10 protein-coding genes and 1 pseudogene are annotated in these 16,865 nt (G+C 66.0%); 9 read left to right on the forward strand and 2 right to left on the reverse strand.

From position 1 onward, the window contains the following. Positions 1 to 12 precede the first annotated feature (12 nt). The 9 genes and pseudogenes from ACIQ5Y_RS04005 to ACIQ5Y_RS04045 all read left to right on the forward strand — a co-directional run bounded on the left by ACIQ5Y_RS04005 (position 13) and on the right by ACIQ5Y_RS04045 (position 14,568). Positions 13 to 657 carry a hypothetical protein gene (locus tag ACIQ5Y_RS04005; protein ID WP_403874728.1) on the forward strand — a complete coding sequence of 215 codons (645 nt, stop codon included), beginning with the start codon at positions 13 to 15 and terminating at the stop codon, positions 655 to 657. Positions 658 to 912: 255 nt separating this feature from the next. Beyond that, positions 913 to 2,076, forward strand: a pseudogene (locus tag ACIQ5Y_RS04010) (IS3 family transposase). A 74-nt stretch (positions 2,077 to 2,150) separates the two neighbouring features. Beyond that, positions 2,151 to 2,759 (forward strand): nucleotidyltransferase domain-containing protein, encoded by a 609-nt coding sequence (locus ACIQ5Y_RS04015; RefSeq protein ID WP_403874730.1) that lies wholly within the window; start codon positions 2,151 to 2,153, stop codon positions 2,757 to 2,759. A 177-nt stretch (positions 2,760 to 2,936) separates the two neighbouring features. Continuing rightward, positions 2,937 to 7,001 carry a UvrD-helicase domain-containing protein gene (locus tag ACIQ5Y_RS04020; protein WP_403874732.1) on the forward strand — a complete coding sequence of 1,355 codons (4,065 nt, stop codon included), beginning with the start codon at positions 2,937 to 2,939 and terminating at the stop codon, positions 6,999 to 7,001. A gap of 445 nt (positions 7,002 to 7,446) precedes the next feature. After that, positions 7,447 to 8,778, forward strand: coding sequence for a DNA cytosine methyltransferase (locus ACIQ5Y_RS04025; RefSeq protein ID WP_403874734.1), 1,332 nt, complete (start codon positions 7,447 to 7,449; stop codon positions 8,776 to 8,778). Positions 8,779 to 9,036: 258 nt separating this feature from the next. Continuing rightward, positions 9,037 to 9,600, forward strand: coding sequence for a very short patch repair endonuclease (locus ACIQ5Y_RS04030; RefSeq protein ID WP_403874736.1), 564 nt, complete (start codon positions 9,037 to 9,039; stop codon positions 9,598 to 9,600). A 342-nt stretch (positions 9,601 to 9,942) separates the two neighbouring features. Further along, the gene (locus tag ACIQ5Y_RS04035; protein WP_403874738.1) at positions 9,943 to 12,270 is read left to right on the forward strand and encodes an ATP-binding protein; all 2,328 of its coding nucleotides are present in this window, start codon (positions 9,943 to 9,945) and stop codon (positions 12,268 to 12,270) included. 13 nt (positions 12,271 to 12,283) lie between these two features. Next, the gene (locus tag ACIQ5Y_RS04040; protein WP_403874740.1) at positions 12,284 to 13,945 is read left to right on the forward strand and encodes a DEAD/DEAH box helicase; all 1,662 of its coding nucleotides are present in this window, start codon (positions 12,284 to 12,286) and stop codon (positions 13,943 to 13,945) included. 56 nt (positions 13,946 to 14,001) lie between these two features. Continuing rightward, complete coding sequence (locus ACIQ5Y_RS04045; protein ID WP_403874742.1) at positions 14,002 to 14,568, forward strand: hypothetical protein; 567 nt, start codon at positions 14,002 to 14,004, stop codon at positions 14,566 to 14,568. Positions 14,569 to 14,584: 16 nt separating this feature from the next. Here ACIQ5Y_RS04045 and ACIQ5Y_RS04050 read toward each other — a convergent pair whose 3' ends face one another. Both ACIQ5Y_RS04050 and ACIQ5Y_RS04055 read right to left on the reverse strand, forming a co-directional pair. After that, positions 14,585 to 14,773, reverse strand: a complete 189-nt coding sequence (locus ACIQ5Y_RS04050; protein WP_403874744.1) for a hypothetical protein — start codon at positions 14,771 to 14,773, stop codon at positions 14,585 to 14,587. Between the two features lie 331 nt (positions 14,774 to 15,104). Further along, positions 15,105 to 16,676 carry a M4 family metallopeptidase gene (locus ACIQ5Y_RS04055; RefSeq protein ID WP_403874746.1) on the reverse strand — a complete coding sequence of 524 codons (1,572 nt, stop codon included), beginning with the start codon at positions 16,674 to 16,676 and terminating at the stop codon, positions 15,105 to 15,107. Positions 16,677 to 16,865 lie beyond the last annotated feature (189 nt).

Here is a 16,865-nt window from a genome sequence, read left to right on the forward strand (position 1 = left end):
TTGATTCCCGCCATGAGGCTCGACGTGGATCCATCATTCCCAGCGGATTTGGCGATGGGACTGCCCGATGAAGACCAAGTGAGCGAGGAAGGGTACGGCTACTTCAGAGACGTGTGGGCGATGGGAGAAGTGACTCATGAGGAAGCCGTTCACATGATCAAAGAGGAGAGGAGGCTGGTCGGGCTCGTAGATCAGGGGAGCCAGAATCATGCCGAGTTCGAAGCCTTGGCTAAGGCCTTGGAACGAGGGGAGCCCGAGTACCTGCCTCCTGGCTATGCCTCCGAACACCCCAGCAGTGGGCTCGTGCAGTTCCTGTCGGAACTTGATGAGGAGACGCCAACCCTCGACGCCCTCGAACTCGGTGTAGCGGGACTGTCGTATGCCCTCACCTCCATCGGATGCTTCACTGCGGCAAGCTGCCGAAGCCACCGCAGTGACACTTCATGGACAGATCGGCCAGTGGTCTTCTTTGCGGCTGAGCGGCCAACGGTTCACTGGCTGACACCGATGGTCCGCGAGAGTGGGTGTGGGTTCGCGGACGGCAGCGAGCGAGCAGACAAGCTCTTGATCGTGGAAGCGCCGTCAATCACGAACCTCATGGACCTGGCTGAGCGCATCGTGCAACAAGCGCAGCGGCAGAAGGCCATTGGCGTCTGATCGTGGCCAGGGGAGTGCTGCCATATCCCTTGGCGACTCCCGGCAGACCTGGGTCGACGAGGCGGTGTAGCAGCGGTGGACTGGCAACCACAGCAACCGAAGCCAAACGGCGGTGGCGCCTGGGTTGGGTAGCCGCTTGTATGGCCGCTGCCGACGACTGCATGCGAGGGGCACTCGGCAGGTTCGGGGTCTGATGCACGATCGGGTGACATCTGAACTGGCTTTCCCTGTGAGGCAGGTGGGAAGGATGTCGCTGTGCCCAAGTCCTATCCGGAAGAGTTCCGCCAGGACGTCGTGCGGGTCGCGAGGAACCGCGGCCCAGGTGTGACAGTCGAGCAGGTGGCCACAGATTTCGGAGTCCACCCGATGACGTTGTGGAAGTGGATGCGCCGGGCGGACATCGACGACGGCTCCAAGCCGGAACCGCCAGCCAGGAGGGCGTGGAGCTGCGGGAGGCACGTCGGCGGATCAAGCTGCTGGAGCGGGAGAACGAGGTTCCGCGCCGGGCCGCGGCCTATCTGTCGCAGGCGCATCTGCCGGGAAAAGGATCTACCCGCTCGTGAAGGAGCCGGCCGGGGACGGGGTGCCCGTCGCGGTGACGTGCCGGGTGCTCGAGCTCGCCAGACAGCCCTACTACCGCTGGCTCGACAAGCCGGTGGCCGACGCCGTTCTCGAGGAGGCGTATCGCGCGAACGCGTTGTTCGGCGCCCACCGTGAGGACCCGGAGTTCGGCTACCGCTTCCTGGCCGACGAAGCCCGCAGCACCGGGGCCGTCATGGCGGACCGGACCGCGTGGCGGATCTGCCGGGACAACCGCTGGTGGCGCGTGTTCGGGAAGAAGCGCGGCCGGGGCAAGAAGGCCGGCCCGCCGGTGCACGACGATCTCGTCCGCCGTGACTTCACCGCGGCCGGCCCAAACCGGCTCTGGCTCGCCGACATCACCGAACACGCCACCGGTGACGGCAAGCTGTATCTCTGCGCGATCAAGGATGTCTTCGGCAACAGGATCGTGGGCTACTCCATCGACACGCGGATGAAGTCCCGCCTGGCCGTGACCGCCCTGGACAACGCCGTGGCCCGGCGCGAAAACGTCGACGGATGCATCCTGCACACCGATCGCGGCTCGCAATTTCCGGTCCCGGAAGTTCGTCCGGGCACTCGACCGCCACCGGATGGCCGGATCGATGGGGCGAGTCGGTGCCGCCGGCGACAACGCGGCCATGGAGTCCTTCTTCAGCCTGCTGCAGAAGAAGGTCCTCGACCGCCGGAAGTGGGCCACCCGCCAGGAACTACGGATCGCCATCGTGACCTGGATCGAGCGGACCTACCACCGCCGTCGCCGGCAAGTCGCACTCGGCCGACTGACCCCCCATCGAATTCGAGACCGTCATGACCACACCGGCCCTCCAGGCCGCGTGACTCAACCTGTCACCCGAACCTGCATCAGACCCATGAGGCGTTGGCGCATGCCGGCTTGTCGCTCCGCTGACACGATGACTAGCAACGACCTTGGGGAGTGGAGCCCCGCTCCAACCACCGAGATGACAGAAATCTTCAAGCAGGCCAACTTCCCTTGGTGGATCGCTGGCGGTCGCGCGATCGAACTCGCCGTCGGCCACGAGCTGCGGACCCATGGAGACCTCGACTTTCTCGTGCTGCGGCGCGATCAAACACGGGCCCAGGAATGCCTCTCCGACTGGGATCTTCACGTCGCAGACCCACCAGGCACCGGCAAACTCCGTGCATGGGGCTTCGGCGAGATCCTCGAAGAGCCCCTTCACGAAATCTGGTGTCGCCGAACGCCGGACGCACCATGGTCGGTGCAGCTCATGCTTGACAACGCCATCGGAGAGGAATGGGTATCGAGGCGCGACCAGCGCGTACGGATGCCCATCACGCATCTCAGCCGCGTCTCCGCGGATGGCACCCCTTACGTCGCCCCTGAAGTACAGCTCTTCTATAAGGCGAAGCACACCAGGTATAAGGACGAGGTGGACTTCGATGCGGTTCTCCCGCTTCTGGACCGGGGCCAGCGGACTTGGCTGCTGGCCGGTCTAGAGGCGACCGCACCAAGGCACCCCTGGCGGCAGAGACTGCAATAGGCCATCACCGACGCTAGTTACTCCGCGAGCGTATGGGGCGGTACGGGCTGGCTCGCGCTCGGGTCTCCCTTCAGGAAGACGTGATCACAGGCAGGGGCCTGTCTGCTATTTCTTGGCTAGAGGCGCGGACGTACGGTCCGCAGCAGCGCTGGGGAGCGCCGCCGGGAGGGGAAGAGCGTGAGCACGTCACCGCGGGCAGCTGTTATTGCCACGGAACAAAAGGCAGTCGACCACGCGTACGCGTGCTATGAAGCTCGCCTTGTCGAGATGACGAACGGGTCTTCCGCCCAGGCGTCGGCCAGCGGGAAGGACAGCATTGCCAACCGGGCCGAGGCGGAGTCCAGCGCCATGGAGTACCGGCTGGACGGGGAAGCGCTCGTTGTCTTGCGGATCGACACGCAAGAGACGGACGAGAGTCAGCCCGAGACGTGGTACGTAGGTCGACGCAGCGTCTTCGACGTGGCAACTCGGGACCAGGTCGTCGTGCGCTGGACGAACCCACTGGCCGTAGCCTGGCGGCAGGCCCATCCCTCGGCGCCTGGGGAGGTGATGCTCCGTCGACAGCTGAATTGCGACGGGCGCACGGTCAAGAACTACCGGGACGAGATCTCCCGAGTCCGCCGAACCCCTGGTAAGGCAGCGGGGAAGACCGCTGCTCGCCCGATTCCCTCTCCAGGTGAGCTGTTCCGGCCTGCCGAGGAGCAGGAGGGAGCGGTTGACGAGTTCCTGCTACTCGAACTCGACCGCGCCCGAACCGACCGGATGCGCGACATCGTCGAGACCATCCAGCCCGACCAAATGGCTCTGGTTGCGGACTCCCCCGAGGGTGTCCTGGTGATCCAGGGTGGCCCCGGCACCGGAAAGTCCGCTGTGGGTCTCCATCGGGTGACGTGGCTGATCGACAACAAGCACTTCCGCGCTGAGGAGATCCTTGTCGTCGGCCCGCACAGCGGGTTCCTGGAATACGTGGGCAAGGTGCTACCAACCCTGGGAACCCGTGATGTGACCGCCGTCGAGCTGGCTCGCCTCTGGGAAGGACCGATCCGTGGGACGGATGCGCCCCAGACACGCCTCGTCAAGTCCGATGACCGGATGGCAGTCGTACTGCGACGGCGCGTGGAAGGGAACTACCGCCCGGATGCTGTGGATGCTTTGGCCTCTGTTCCGAGCGCCAAGGACGAGGAACCGGTAATCACCGTCATCCTTGGTAGTGCCCCCCTTCGGCTGCCGCGTTCGGAAGTGATGGCCCTTCTCGACCAGGCCCGCAACAGCCCCGGCGGCTATCGGGTACGCCGCGCCCGATTCCGTGACCTGGTGGTCGACCAGCTGCTCGCGGCCCTTGTAGCCGACTTCCCACAGCGCAGCCGGGAACGCACGGTCCGCCGCGATCTCGAGCGGCATCGGGTCGTCACAACACTCGTCGAAAGAACCTGGCCCCAGCTCAGTCCGGAAGAGGCACTGCGCAGCCTGCTCAACTCGCCGGATAAGTTGCGCGAGAGCGCCTCCCAGGTGCTGACCGAGGACGAGCAGTCCCTTCTCCTGCGCCCCACTGCCGACAGCGCGGCCGAGGAGCCGTGGACCATCGACGACCTCGTATGTCTGGAGGAACTCCGCCTCCTCATCGCCGACGAGTCTCCCCGGCGGTATCCGCACATTGTGGTCGACGAAGCCCAGGACCTGACGCCGATGCAGGCCAGGTCGCTGCGTCGACGCTGCCCCAATGGGTCGATGACCGTGCTGGGCGATCTTGCCCAGGCGACCGGGCCACACCAGTACGCCAACTGGGAGCGGATGGGGAAGCTGCTGGCCGGTAAGAATGGATGGCACTTGAAGGAGCTGCGTATCAGCTACCGAGTGCCAGCACAGATCATGGAGTTCGTCGCACCCTTGGCCCGTACGATCGCCCCTTCCGTACCCTTCCCCGGATCAGTCAAGCACGCAGACGGCGACGCGGTCCGACTCATACAGACGACACCATGGCAGCTGCTCGACGAGGCAGTGGCTCAGATGGCGGGCCTCGCCGGCTCGGACGGCCAGTCCCAGCGTTCCATCGCGGTGATCGTTCCTGACGACTCAGACTGGCTGGAGCAGGTCCAGCATCGCGTTGCGCAGGCGGAGGCCATCCCACCTGACGCACGTCGAGCCATCTCCGTGATAGCTGCCGCCCAGGCCAAGGGCATGGAGTTCGACCACGTCCTCGTACTGGACCCGACGACCATCGCCGATCGTGGCCCTGCGGGTTTGCGCCAGCTCTACGTGGCCCTGACCCGCAGCACTCAGTCCGTGTCCGTTCTACACACATCACCCCTGCCAGCCGCGCTTCTTCCAGTTGCTGATGCCCCGGACAGCGCGGATGCGGCACCGGTCATGGCACCCGGTGAGCAGACGTGCACGCGATTCCACAACGACGGCGAGCGGTGCGGACACACGACATCACATGCAGACGGATGGTGCAGGAAAGAACCCTGCGGGGGGTACCGGACGCAGGATCCGTTGCCGACCAACGGCTACCGGAGATACCCGGCGGTCTCGGCTGACGCGGATCGCGACACCCGCCTGGAACTGACGGCGACCCAGATCCGTCGCTTGCGAGTCACAGCGTCCGTCATCAAGTCGTTCGTCGCGTCTCACGGAGGAACCAACCAGGAAGCCGAAGTCGAGATCCGCGCAGACATCGAGGAGTTCTTGCAGCGAGCCCAGCACGCCCATCAGACAGATGGCTACTGGCTGCTCGACCTCGACGGATACCGGTTCGTCCTCAGCTCTGACGCATCGGCCGTCACCGCCTACCAAACCGTGCACGCGGAACGCAGCTACGCGCAGTTCAAGGCCGGCATCCCCTCCAGGTACGCAGGTCAGCAGCGTAGGGAACGGGAACTGGCCGAGGAGTCCGGAAGACTGACCGACACGGACGTGATCAGAGCACTCAACGTGGCAAGCATCCACGTGAACGGGCAGAACGTGACGTTCTTCGCCGAGTGCGTTCCAGAAGTCCAAGGGCTCCCTCAGAGCGAGTTGCGGGCCGCGCTCCTGACGTCGCTCCGGGCCGACCTGGACAGTGGTGCCATCGTGACGGGGCCAAAGCGGCTTCTGATCATCGGCACCTCGTTGACCTGGGCGCTTTCCTTGGACGGGCGTGCGCTCAAGTTCATGCGTCAACACACCATGCTGGACGCCGAGATCCGAGCCGTCCCCAAACCCCAGGGCGCTCCCGAAGCGGACCTGCCGACTATCGGCGACGAGCTACGAGTCCGGGTCGGAGAGCACGGCGACGGGCGTCACTGGCGAGTCATGTCCGCCTCCGGATACAGGAATCACCGGTTTCTGCTCTCCCTGCGCGCGGGTGAGTCGGAGCCGAAGGCCGGCGAGAGACTCGACGTCTGGGTCTTCGGGGAGGAATCCGGCGTGTGGCTGGTCTCGGCCAGCTCTTTCGGCCGTGCACCCATCACGCCTCAGATGGCGCTGCGATACCAAGCCGCACTGAACGTTCTGCCCGACCTCGTGGCCGGCACAATCGCTGCGGACGCACCCGATCACCTGGCGGACCTGAAGGGCATGGTGAATCGCTGTCTGCGCAGGGACCAAGCCGACTGGCTCCAGGTATGGATGGTGCTGGGCAAGCCCGAGGCCGATCAGCTGCATGCGTTGAGCAGCCTGGCGCGCCGGGCCCGTGACGCTGTCACCGCAGCTGATCAGCTGGCGCTCGAGCAACTGTCATTGGCAGTGCGGGACAGCGGCTGGGCGGACGCGTTGGTCAGGGCCGACCAGGCGCTTCTGCCGCCCCCTCCGGCCGCTCCGGAGGCCGCAGCGGAAGGTTCAGGCGGCTCACTCCACGACGAGCTGGTGACTGCAGCGGAAGAGGACCGTGCCTGCGACACCCACGAGGCTGTGCGCTACGAGCTCAAGGCCACGCTCCTCAGGGCTGGCCGTAGATCGCAAGAGTCGTCACTCGTCGACCTTACGTACACAGGCGACGACGGCCCCGTGCTCTACGAGGTACTCAGCGCCGGATGCACGACACACCCCGACGTGCGCGCCGGGGCTGCCAGGCTCCTGGAGGTCAACCACACCTCGCAGCTGCACGCCAGGCATCTGTTTCTCGTCCTGTGCGCCCCGCCCGCCCAGGCATGGGCTTCGGATGCTGTCCGCCAGGTGCTCGGCGTCTCTCTCATCTGGCGCACATCCGATGGGTGGGACGGACGTGACGTCAGTCTTGCCCTGGGGAGCGCGGTGTCCCCATAGCTGAAGGCGGCACTGAGCCCGGCTGAGTGCCTCGTTCCTTGGCCACCAGGCGATGTTCGCCGTGGTGGCCACCAGGGGGCGCCGGGCAAGCCGTCCCCCGACAAGGTCGGCGAGGATGTCGCACGAGTGCAAGAGGTACTCGTCCAGCGGGGACCATGAGGGTTCCTGGGCAACGAAGGGTTTGGCCTCCTCCTTCCTCATCGAGGTCCACGGATCACCTTGAGTGATCAAACCTACTCGGAGCGTCCGTCGCAGCGTGAGCCCCCACGGGGGAGTCCGCGCCCCGCCCGAGACGCGCCGCCCACCAGTGCCTCTTCGGAGTCCTTGGTGAGTCGATCGTCGGGGGGGCCGCGAGGGTGGCATGCCGCCCTATCTCTCGAGGTGCATGACGAAAATGCATCGAATCAACTCGCGCGAAGAGCCAACTCCGCGGTACGCTTTTCTAATGTCTGAGCAGCAAGAAGACCTGCCCCCCAGCCGTACTGCGGTGGAACTGTTCGCCGGTGGGGGTGGCCTGGCCATGGCCGTCGGACGGGCTGGATTCAGACCCCTCCTCTTCAACGAGTTCGCGAAGCGGGCCTGCGAGACGCTCGAGGCGAACGGCGCCAAGGAGCGGGGCGAGGAGGAGTGGGTTCCCGAGATTGGCGGCCCGTGGCCTCTCGTGCCAGGGGACGTTCGTCACCTCGACATGCGCTACCTCGCCGGCAAGGTGGATGTCCTTGCCGGAGGGCCGCCTTGCCAACCGTTCAGCCTCGGCGGCGTCGCCAAGGGCGATGAGGACAAGCGCAACATGTTCCCGCAGATGTTTCGCGCCGTGCGGGAGATCCAGCCCAAGGCCGTGATCTGCGAGAACGTGGTCGGCCTGCGCCGGAAGTCCTTCGAGCCCTACTTCCAGTACATCCTCAACGAGCTCTCGTTCCCCTACCTGGAGCGGCGCCCGGACACGACGTGGCAGGAGCACGACCACGTCCTGCGAGAGTACGACGCGGCGCTGCGGGAGGGCTGCGCTGTGGACCCGTCGGGCGGCCACGAGCTGTACGACGTTGTGGCGACGGACGTGAATGCTGCCGACTACGGCGTACCGCAGGTCCGGAATCGCGTGATCATCGTGGCCTTCCGTCGTGACCTCGGCGTCGACATGGAGGAGTTCAAGCGGAGCGTGCGGCCGACACACTCACAGTCGGCCTTGATTCGCTCAATGCGCGATGGCAGCTACTGGGAACGCCACCCGGGTGTTCCTGGCCACGTCCGCGATCGGGTGATGGCTGGGCTACCCAAGCAGGACCGGCTTGATTCCGAGGATGACAGGCTTCCATGGCTCACCTTTCGTGACGCGCTCGCCGGCCTGGATGGGGAGCCGGCGCTGCCCTCGGTGCCCTGGGAGCACCTGGACCGCAGGGAGCGTTACCTGGGGGGGGTGACCAACCACATCGGTTGGCCTGGCGCACGGATCTATAAGGGTCACACGCCAAACGAGCTGGATCGACCGGCGAAGACGGTCAAGGCCGGCGTGCACGGCGTCCCGGGTGGGGAGTCCGTCATGTTGACGGACGAGCTTGTCCACGAATCCGCCGCGCCGGGGGGGCGGACCTACCGCCATCGATACATGACGGTACGCGAGACGGCGCGCGTCATGACGTTCCCGGACAACTGGGCACTGGAGGGCCCGCGGGGCGAGCAGATGCGACAGCTTGGGAACGCGGTACCTGTCCGCCTGGGCGAGGTGTTCGCGAAGGCGGTGGCCACCGCTCTGGACAAGGCCAACGGCGGACGGTGAGTCGTGCGAAGCGAGAGCCCTCAGAGTCGCTGGAAAGACAAGCCACCACCGGATCGAGCCTGGAAGGGACGCGCTGGCCGGACCAGGGCCCAGGCCTCGGCGGAACAGGACAAGGCGGCTGGCGGATCCGGCAACCGCTGGGTGGATCTCGGTGAGGGCCACCGAGCCCGTGCCTCAGTTGAGTTGAAAGTCCTGACGCGGACTCGACGGATTCGAGCCTATCTACGCTGGTCGGACAAGGGCCGGACTCGTCGGCCCGTGTACCTCGGCGAGGTCGAGTACGACTCCCGACGCCTAAACCTCGCCGAGGCGTGGAAGCGAGCCATCGCACGCGAGCTAGTGATCAGGGGGGACGCGCTGCCGGAGTCGTCCTGGGCTGAGACGCCGGCTGTACGTGCGTCAATGCGCGGGAACCGGTCACGTGACACCAAGCCGGAGAAGGTTCTGCGTACGCTGCTGTACGAACGGGGAGCCCGGTACCGGGTCTCGTACCGGCCCCTGCCACGGCTGCGGCGTACCGCTGATATCGCGTTTCCCGGCACAAAGGTCGCGGTCTTCGTGGACGGCTGTTTCTGGCACGGCTGCGCGGAACACTGTCGGTGGCCGGCGATCAACGAGGAGTTCTGGCGCAGGAAGATCGAGGGGAATCGGGCTCGGGACGCTGATACGGACCAGGCACTGGCGGTGGCAGGGTGGACCTCCCTGCGGGTCTGGGAGCACGAGGATCCCCGGGAGGCCGCGGACAGAGTTATCGCACTCGTGCGGGAGAAGCGCGGGCACGTCGGCGCTCACGAAGGCGCAGGAACGTCTCCGGCCCAGTGATGAGCGCTCGGCTCCTCGACGTGGAACCCGCTCGGGCCGAGCGCTCCCATAAGTGAACTGGATCCGACTGCCATCGCCAGCGCTCACCTCTGCGGGCCTTCGAAGTTCGTGGCCGCTCTGGCCCGTCCACGGCTCCGATCGAGTGGCTGGGAATCGCCTGCCCGGTGAGGATCCACTGGTGATCACCGGGTTCATTGTCTGTGGCGATCAGTAGGGTGGGACTCATGCTGACGCAAGGTCTTTTGGGGGGCGAGCCGGGCGCGACGCGCGGCTCCGGTCTGGTGCGTTTGTCGCGTCGCTCCGAGCGCGATTGCGCTACACAACTGCAGAGGGCGGCCGCGAATGTCTGATGGGCAGTACATCAACGTCATGCCTCATCCCCGCATCCTCGGTGTCCTGGGCGACATCGAGTTCGCGGCCTGGCAGTGTCTTGCGGAACTCGTCGACAACGCCTTCGACGAGTTCCAGTCCACGTCCCGGGCGGGCGACGAACGGCCAACGGTGAGTATCTCCCTGCCGAGCGCCCAAGATTCCCGTGCGACAGCCGAGGTAGTCGTCCGTGACAACGGCCGCGGCATGAGCCTGGAAGCCCTGAGCAAGGCCATCAGCGCCGGGTGGAGCGGCAATGGCCGTCACGGAGCGCTCGGCCTGTTCGGCATGGGGTTCAACATCGCGACGGCGCGTCTCGGGCGCAAGACCACGGTGCGTACCGGGCAGGCAGGAGATCCCTTCTGGACCGAGGTCACCCTCGATCTACCGGAGATCGAGGCGTCCGCCGAGTACCAGGCTCCGTACCGTCAAGTGCCGAAGACGAATCCGTCTGAGCACGGGACCACCATCGCCATCAGTGACCTCAAGGGCGAGCAGTTCGACGCGCTGCGCCGCTCGAACGCTCTCAAGGTGATCCGCGAGAAGCTGAGTGACGTCTACAGCTATCTACTCTCCGAGCGCGGCTTCTTGCTCACCATCAACGGCAAGAAGCTTCCCCCTCGGATGCCGTGCACGTGGGACGCGAAGCGCAGCGTCACGCGCCGGGGGGTGGAGATCAATGCCGTCCAGCACATAGACGTCGCCCTCACCGACAAAAAGGCGTGCATGGCGTGCGGTTACTGGAACCCGTTGGACGTCAGCCGCTGCCGTGAGTGCGCTCAGGAACGCCTGGAGGTGCGTCCGCGTCGCATCTGGGGTTGGATCGGCGTGCAGCGCTACGTGCACCGTACTGACTACGGAATCGACTTCCTCCGCAACGGCCGCAAGATCCTCCTCAAGGACAAGAAGGTCTTCTACTGGACCGATGAGGACGGCCTGGGGGAGCCCGAGCTGGAGTACCCGATCGACTCTAAGGCGGCCACGGGTCGCCTCGTGGGTGAGATCCATTGTGACCACGTCACCCCGAACTACCAGAAGACGGCTTTCGAGTTCGAGACCGCCGAGTGGCACCAGGTATTGCGCGCCGTACGGGGAGAGAGCCCTCTGCGCCCGGAGATCGCCAAGAGGCGTCAGCTACCCGAGAACGACAGCCCCCTGGCTCTCCTCTACGCAGGCTTCCGTCGCCAGGACCCCGGCCTGAACTACTTGGTGCCCGGCAACGGCAAGGACCCGATCCACGAGAAGACCGTCACTTGGGCAAAGCTGTTCCGGGAGGGGCACGAGGACTACCAGAACGACGAGATCTGGTACGAGGCCGCGTACAGCCACGACCACCCCGCGCAGGAGGAGCCGGAACCCGACCCGCAGGGCGGAATCGACCAGCTTCTCCCCGGGCTCGATCCGCTGCCCGAGGACGAGAAGCCAATCGAGGTGTCTGGGACGACAATCGTCCCTGCCGTCGAGGACCCCGAGCCTGTAGAGACATTCGAACAGCGACTGCAGCACTACCGCGACCATGCCGACCAGCTGCCGGACCTCGCTGGCGAGTACATGATTCCCGCGCTGGGACGGGTTGAGCTGAAGGTCTGGGCGGTACGAGATCGACGCATCTCCAACGCGAAGGACCAAGAGACTCCAGCCTTCGCTGTCATGGTGCGTTCTCCCCGGCTGGAGGTATTCGTCGACGCCGACCACCAGCTGTACCGCGAACACGGGGCGGACATGCGCGATGTAGCGCTGTTGGAGGCGGCCGAGTACATGCGGGTCAGGACCAACGACAGCTCCACTCCACTCGCCCAGCTGCTTCTGCTGTTCAAGGAGCGTTCGTCCAGCCCGAGACTCACTCCCACCGCGATGGCCGACGAGGCTGAGCAGCTGCTTGAGCGGATTCGTGCCCTGATGGCCCCCGTGATTGCCGAGACGCCAGCCGTGCACTGGCTGCAGCTGCGTGCCCACGAGCGTGAAGCCGCCGAGGAACGGTTCGCCCTGGAGTCGGAGCCCGGCCTGGACTGGAATGAGGCGATAAACAGCGGCGACTTCATCCGCTTCAGTCCGGCCAGCGCAGTCCTGCACGTGATCAGCGAATCGCCGGCTCTGTTCATGGATGGAAGGGTCTTCCGGCGCGCCTACGCCGCCCTGTCCGCGTCGGACGCGCGCGACCTCATGGTCGAACGTCTGATGAACCCCCTCAGCGACCTGGCGCTCCTGGCGCAGCACCGTCCGAAGATCACGCCGGAGGAGCTCGCCCGTATTCGCATCAGTTGCCGCTTGGTGGCCCGCGACCTCGCGGACGACAGCTGAGGAACGGAGTGTGATGAACAGTTTCCTGGCCCCAGGACCCCTCCTCGACGCCGGACCGCTGCAGTTCCCTCGATGTATCGAGCGACTCCTGTGGCATCTCGGCTTCACTGATGTCGCCGTCATCGACGGTTCCGGCGACGAGGGCGGTGATGTTCTCGCACGTCGGCAAGGACAGCTATGGGTCTTCCAGTGCAAGTGGAAGCGGCGCGGGATCGTCGGCGCCGACGCGGTCAACGAGGTGAACAACGCACGCGACCACTACCGCGCTCACCAGGCCGTCGTCGTCACCAATAGCCGATTCAGTTCTGACGCGCGGCGTCGGGTAGACGTCCTGGCGCGCATCAGCCCGACCATCCACCTCTGGGAGGGGGGACACCTCACCCGCAGCTTCGAGGGGATTCAGCCGCGCTTCGGCCGAGTGACCCCCCGCCCATACCAAGCGGAGGCGCTGTGGGCACTGGGCAAGGATCTTGACTCCACTGGCCGCGCCTTGCTCATCCTCGCTACCGGGCTCGGGAAGACGGTCGTGGGCGGTGAGGTCATCGCGACGCACCTCCGCCAGCACCCGAAGGATCAGGTGTTGGTGGTCGCACACGCCAAGGACCTGGTTCAGCAACTGGAGCGGGCACTCTGGCGGCACCTGCCCAAGGAGGTGCCCACTCGACTCCTGACTGGGGACACCCGCCCTGACGATCTGTCCGGGGTGACTTGCGCGACTGTGGGATCTGCCCTGCCCGCAGCCCGGTTCGGCTACCGTCCGGCACTCGTGATGGTCGATGAGGCGCATCATGTCGGCGCTGACGGCCAATACGAGGAACTCCTCGAAGTGCTCCGTGAATCCCGGCAGTTCGGTGTCACAGCCACACCCTGGCGGGGCGACGCGCACGACATCAGTCACCAGTTCGGCCCCGCGAGCTTCACACTTGGCATCGAAGAGGGCATGCGCCGGGGATACCTCGCCCAGGTCGATTACCGGCTGTTCGTCGACAATGTTGATTGGGACGTCGTCAAGGCTGCCAGTGACCATGACTACAGCCTCGCGGACCTCAACGCCCGACTCTTCCTACCCCAGAGGGACGAGTCCATCCGGGACGAACTGGCGTCAGCTTGGGCCTCCACGGCGAATCCAAGAGCAATCGTGTTCTGCCGCACCGTTGAACACGCGGAACAGCTCGCCGAACTGCTACGTCGCACTCCTCTGTGGTCCGGAGCGCTCGCCTTGCACGCCGGCCTTGCCAAGCGGGAGCGGCAGAGGCGCCTACTCGCGTTCCGCAGTGGGGAGGTCCCCCTCCTCACATCGGTGGACATCCTTAACGAGGGGGTCGACGTACCCGACGTCAACATCCTCTGCTTTGCCAGAGTGACCCACTCCCGCCGCATCTTCGTTCAACAGCTCGGCCGGGGGCTCCGACTTCGCGAGGGCAAGGAACGCGTGACGGTGCTCGACTTCGTCAGCGACCTTCGCCGTATCGCGGCCGCTCTCAAGATCAAACGGAGCCTTGAAAGCGAGGGCGCAGTAGAGATCCTCGACCAGGTCACGCCCTCACGAATCGAGTTCAACGACCAGCGGGTCGCGACCCTGATGGATGAGTGGATCAAGGACGCGGCTAGCCTCGAAACCCAGTACGACGAACACCGTCTGCAGTTCCCGTCCGCCCTCGCTGCCCCGGAGTAGCCACCTTGCCCCAGCTCAACCTTCCCGAGGATCTCCGCCACCGCATTGTCCTGAGCATGTACCGCACCGCCGACGAACTGGATTGGGAGTTCCTGGCCAACCCGGGAAAGACCGCTCAGTACCGTCGGTGGTTCGATGATCCCACCATCGGCGGAGAGCTCCGAGGCTTCGCCAGCGACAAAGACGTTCGCGTGTGGTTCAAGGACGTGCCGATGAAGGAGTACGCGCGGGCACAGGAGGGGATCGGGAACTTCGTCCCATACGTGCAGCGCCGCTTTCGGGGTGCCGAAGAGATCGTCCAGTCGTTCTGCGGTCCCGGCTGGGTCGCCATCCCCGACTCGGTGGAGGGCAAGCCCAACCACTGCCTCGCCACCGATGGAAGTACCACTCGCTACATCTGCTGGGGTAGGAGCGGGCGACTGAGCGACCTGGTCTGGGCCTCGCTGAACGAGGCCATCGACGGCCCTTCCCGTCCGGGCATCGTCGTCACGACTCGGGATGGAGAGGCGATCACACAACGTGAGCGGGAGCGCCACGCTCAGCTCGCCTATCACTGCGGCGTCGACCTGACACACCTCCACCGCAGCATGATCGACAACCCCGATCTCATGACCATGCCGTGACGCGCTGAGCCGAGACCTAGAGCAGACGGCCGTTGAGTAGGTCCTCGACGGCGTCAGCCTCCCTGCGGAGCACGATCCTTCCGTCCCCATCGCTGTAGACGAGGATCCTGGCTCCGACGGTGAGTCCCGCCTCGGCGAGAACACCCATGGGCAATTCGACGGTGCCATCTTCGCGGATCTGCGCCTCGGCGGGTTCCCTGATCATCGGACCAGACGAGTCGGAGCGTCGTTACTTTGGGAGCCGATGGGGAGCCGACCAACTCCCCGGGACCCCTCCAGACCACGCCGCACCAACTGAAGGCAAGGCGCTGAACAGGGGAAATGGCGTCCGCGCAGGTGGGGATCTTGGGTGGACCTCGTTCGGGACGAAGAGGTCGTGGGTTCAAATCCCGCCACCCCGACAGAGTAAGACCAGGTCAGGGGCCTGATCCGCGAAAGTGGATCAGGCCCCTGACTGGCGTTTCCGGTGTTGGTCGGCGGCCCGGGCCCGGGGGCGGGAGTCGCCCCCGGGTGCGGGCTCGTTGGGGATCAGGGCGTCACTTGACGTTGACGGCCTTCCACGCCGCCGCCACCTGCTGGTATTCGGCGCCGGTCGTGCCGTAGAGGTCGGCCGTCGCCTGGAGGGTCGCCGTGCGGGCGCCCGCGTAGTTGGTGGTCGACGTCATGTAGGTCGACAGGGCCTTGTACCAGATCTTGTAGGCCTTGGTCCGCCCGATGCCGGTGACGGTGGAGCCGTCGTAGGTCGGGGAGTTGTAGGACACGCCGTTGATCGTCTTCGCGCCGCTGCCCTCGGAGAGCAGGTAGAAGAAGTGGTTGGCGACGCCCGAGGAGTTGTGGACGTCGAGCCGGCCGACGGTCTTCGACCAGTAGTCGGCGGAGGCGCCGTCCTTGCTCGGCTTGTCCATGTAGCGCAGCGGGGTGCCGTTGCCACGGATGTCGATCTTCTCGCCGATGAGGTAGTCACCGATGTCGGAGGGGTTGTTCGCGAAGAACTCCACCGAGGTGCCGAAGATGTCGCTGGTGGCCTCGTTGAGGCCGCCGGACTCGCGGCTGTAGTTCAGCTTGGCGGTGGCGGCGGTCAGGCCGTGGCTCATCTCGTGGCCGGCGACGTCCAGCGAGGTCAGCGGCTTGGCGTTGCCCGCGCCGTCGCCGTAGGTCATGCAGAAGCAGCTGTCGTTCCAGAAGGCGTTGACGTAGGCGTTGCCGTAGTGGACCCGGGAGTACGCGGCCTTGCCGTCGCCCGCGATGCCGTTGCGGCCGAGCTCCGCCTTGTAGAAGTCCCAGGTCACGGCCGCGCCGTACTGGGCGTCGACGGCGGCGGTCTGGCGGTTGGAGGGCGTGCCGTCGCCCCACTGGTCGTCGGCGTCCGTGAAGAGGCTGCCGGTGCCGTTGGTGCCGCCGTTCAGGTCGTACGTCTTGTGGCCGCCGCGACCCGCGTCGGTCAGGTCGTACGCCGAGCCGTTCGGGGTGGTGCCGATGGTCACGGTGCCGGAGTAGCCGCTGGTGCCCGTGCCGGTGTCGATGGCCTCGTACGCCCAGAGCTCGGCGCCCGTGGCGGCGTCGGTGATGACGTGGCGCTCGCTCGGGGTTCCGTCGGGCTGGGTGCCGGTGATCACGGCCTCGTAGGCGAAGACGGGGGTGCCGGTCGCGGCCCAGACCACCTCGCGGGCGCCGGCGGGCGCGGCCTTCAGGGAGCGGGCGGCGGTGGGCGCTATTCGGGCCTCGGTGCCCTTGGTGGTCTTGCGACTGCCGTCCTTCTTCTGGTGGACGACCAGGTCGCCGCCGAGGACGGGCAGGCCGGCGTAGGTGCGCTCGTAGCGGGTGTGGACCGTGCCGTCGGCGTCCTTGACCACGTCGCGGGCGACGAGGCGCTCCTCGTCGGAGAGGCCGATGGCACGCGCGGTGCCGGCCGCCTCGCTCTGCGCGGCGGAGATCGCCTGGGCGCGGGCGGAGGCCGACTGCGTGACGGCGGTGGCGCCGGCCTCGCGCTCGGCGGCGGCGTTGGCGGAGCCACTCTGGACGGCGAGCGCGACCATCGCCGCGGACCCGACGAGGGCGGCGGTGCGCAGCACGCGGGTCCGGCTGCGGGAGGTGGGGGTAGAGGACATGTGGTGGGTCACTCGTTCTCCTTCGTTGCCGTGGGGGCGCTGCGAGATTGCCAGGAAGGAGAGGGCGATTGACAGGTATGCAACAAGAATTTGACCTGTTGTTGTCCGGAGAGAGGATCCTCATGTCCGCTGAGCGGTCGAAAACGGAACATTCCGCTTGGCCCCGGGGGTAGTTGGACCCCGGGGCCG

The organism is Streptomyces sp. NPDC096339, from assembly GCF_044762985.1.
GTDB lineage: Bacteria > Actinomycetota > Actinomycetes > Streptomycetales > Streptomycetaceae > Streptomyces.